The sequence below is a fragment of the Allobosea sp. P1_A7 genome (genome assembly GCF_056406775.1).
The window spans coordinates 1-2,136 of the sequence record NZ_JBFTZN010000499.1 but is presented as its reverse complement, the minus strand read 5'-3'; the positions used below and the strand labels follow the sequence as shown (position 1 = coordinate 2,136).

General features: G+C 65.7%; 3 protein-coding genes. All 3 read left to right on the top strand.

Features of this window, described 5'->3' with window-relative positions:
* On the top strand, positions 1-448 hold a 448-nt coding region (locus AC1D34_RS36895; RefSeq protein ID WP_476826939.1), incomplete at its 5' end, for a PepSY domain-containing protein.
* Complete coding sequence (locus AC1D34_RS36890; RefSeq protein ID WP_441490274.1) at positions 448-1,104, top strand: response regulator transcription factor; 657 nt, start codon at positions 448-450, stop codon at positions 1,102-1,104. The genes AC1D34_RS36895 and AC1D34_RS36890, both read left to right, overlap by 1 nt.
* Positions 1,105-1,108: 4 nt before the next feature.
* On the top strand, positions 1,109-2,136 hold a 1,028-nt coding region (locus AC1D34_RS36885; protein WP_476826938.1), incomplete at its 3' end, for a methyl-accepting chemotaxis protein.

Sequence of the window (2,136 nt, the reverse complement as noted above, 5' to 3'; positions counted from 1 at the left end):
CTCCGGCGGTGGCAGCGGCGGCTCCAGTGGCGGCTCCGGATCCAGCGGCGGCGGCGGCTCCGGCAACAGCGGAAGCAATTCCGGCAGCGGCAGATCGGGCCATGACGGCGGATCCGCCGCGAGCCAGAATTCGGGAGACAATCAGCGTGGTCGCTCGGGTCGCGGCGGCAGGAACGGCGAGGATGCCGTCAGCACCGGCCAGCACTGGGGCAATACGAGTGCCGATTTCGCACGTCAGGCGACCCAGGGGGGACAGGTCGTGTCGCTCGGCGCCGTCCTGTCGGTGGTGCGCGCGGCTGTTCCCGGCGACGTGCTCGAGGTCGACCTGCGCCTCGCGCCCACGGGCGAATGGCGCTATGAACTACTGGTTCTCGACGGCACAGGCCGCTACCGCGAAGTCGTAGTCGACGCCCGGCGCAACCGGATCCTCCAAATGCGGAGGCGATGATGAGAATTCTCGTCGTGGAGGACGAACGGCGCATCGCCAGCGATGTCGCCTCCGCGCTCACGGAAGCCGGCTATGTTCCGGAGGTCGTCCATGATGGAGAGGCCGCCTGGTTTCGCGCCGAGACGGACGATTTCGATGCGCTCGTGCTCGACCTTGGCCTGCCGAAGCTCGACGGGCTCTCGGTTGTCCGCAAGCTGCGGGCAGCCTCGGTCAGGACACCTATTCTGATCCTCACCGCGCGCGGCGCTTGGATGGAGCGCGTCGAAGGCATAGACGCCGGCGCCGACGACTATCTGCCCAAGCCGTTTCAGGCCGAGGAACTGGTCGCCCGGGTCGGCGCACTCATTCGCAGGGCGGGCGGTCACCTGACGCCTCAACTGGTGTATCGTGACCTCAATATCGACACGCGCCGCAGAACGGTTGCGGTTGGCGGGCGCAATGTCGAACTGTCTCCGCTGGAATACCGGCTGCTGCGCTATCTCGTGCATAATCAGGGGCGGGTCGTGTCACAGGGCGAACTGATCGACCATGTCTATGGCGGCGATCACGAACCCGACAGCAACGCTGTCGAAGTGCTGGTCGGGCGCTTGCGCCGCAAGGTCGGGGCGGAGACGATCGGCACCCGGCGTGGCCACGGCTACATCATCGGGAGCTGAGGCGATGAGCTCGGGCTCGATCCGCAAGCGCATCCTGACGATCGCAGCCCTGACGATTGCCGTGACGCTCGCGGCCGCAGGCGCAGCGCTCATCCTGGTGTTCGAGCAGCATGTCCTGAAGCGCATCGCGATCGAGCTGGAGATCCGCTCCAGCGAACTCGCCAAGGCGTTCGAGCTCGATGCAGACGGCAACCCGCTAATCAACCACGATCTCGCCGATGCGCGCTATCAGCTGCCCTATGGCGGCGCCTACTGGCAGATCAGCGAAGGGGCGGTGCAGCATCTGCGCTCGCGCTCGCTCTGGGACCAGATCCTCGATACGAGCACGGTCAAGGAGGACAAGAGCAAGGGCGCGTTCGAGATCGACGGGCCGAACAAATCCGAGCTCTACGTCCTCGAACGCGCGGTGAAGCTCGATGGCGCAGATGGCCCACGGACGTTCCAGCTGGCCGTCGCGCTTGATCATGCCGATATCGGCGAACTGCGCCACGCCTTCTCCCTCGATGTCGCCAAGATCCTGTTCCTGCTCGCATTGTTGCTGATCGGTGGGGCCTGGCTGCAGATGCGGTTCGGCCTGCGCCCCCTTCATCAGCTACGCGCGAGTCTCACCGCCGTGCGCGAAGGCCGCACATCGCGCCTGACAGGTACCCTTCCCGAGGAGATCAAGCCGCTGGTCGATGATCTGAACAGGCTGCTCGATCGCCAGGATGAGCTGGTGCGCAAAGCGCGCGACAGGGCGGGCCTGTTGGCCCACGGGCTGAAGACGCCGCTCACGATCCTGTCGAGCGAAGTGGCGCGCCTTGAAAAGTCCGGACAGCACGCGCATGCAGCCATTCTGCGTGAACAATGCGAAGCAATCGGCGCACATGTCGAGCGAGAGCTTGCGCGGGCGCGGACGCACGGTGCGATCCAGGCGGTGAGCATGAGAACGCTCGTGCTGCCGATCGTCAACCGGCTGGTCKATCTGATGAGCCGCATCGACAGCGCCGACAGCATCAGCTGGAGCGTCACGATTCCCGAACACGTCAGCGC

What these genes read in the sequence shown, in the direction of transcription:
- AC1D34_RS36890 (WP_441490274.1), top strand. Translation starts at nt 448, where the DNA reads ATGAGAATTCTCGTCGTGGAGGACGAACGGCGCATCGCCAGCGATGTC.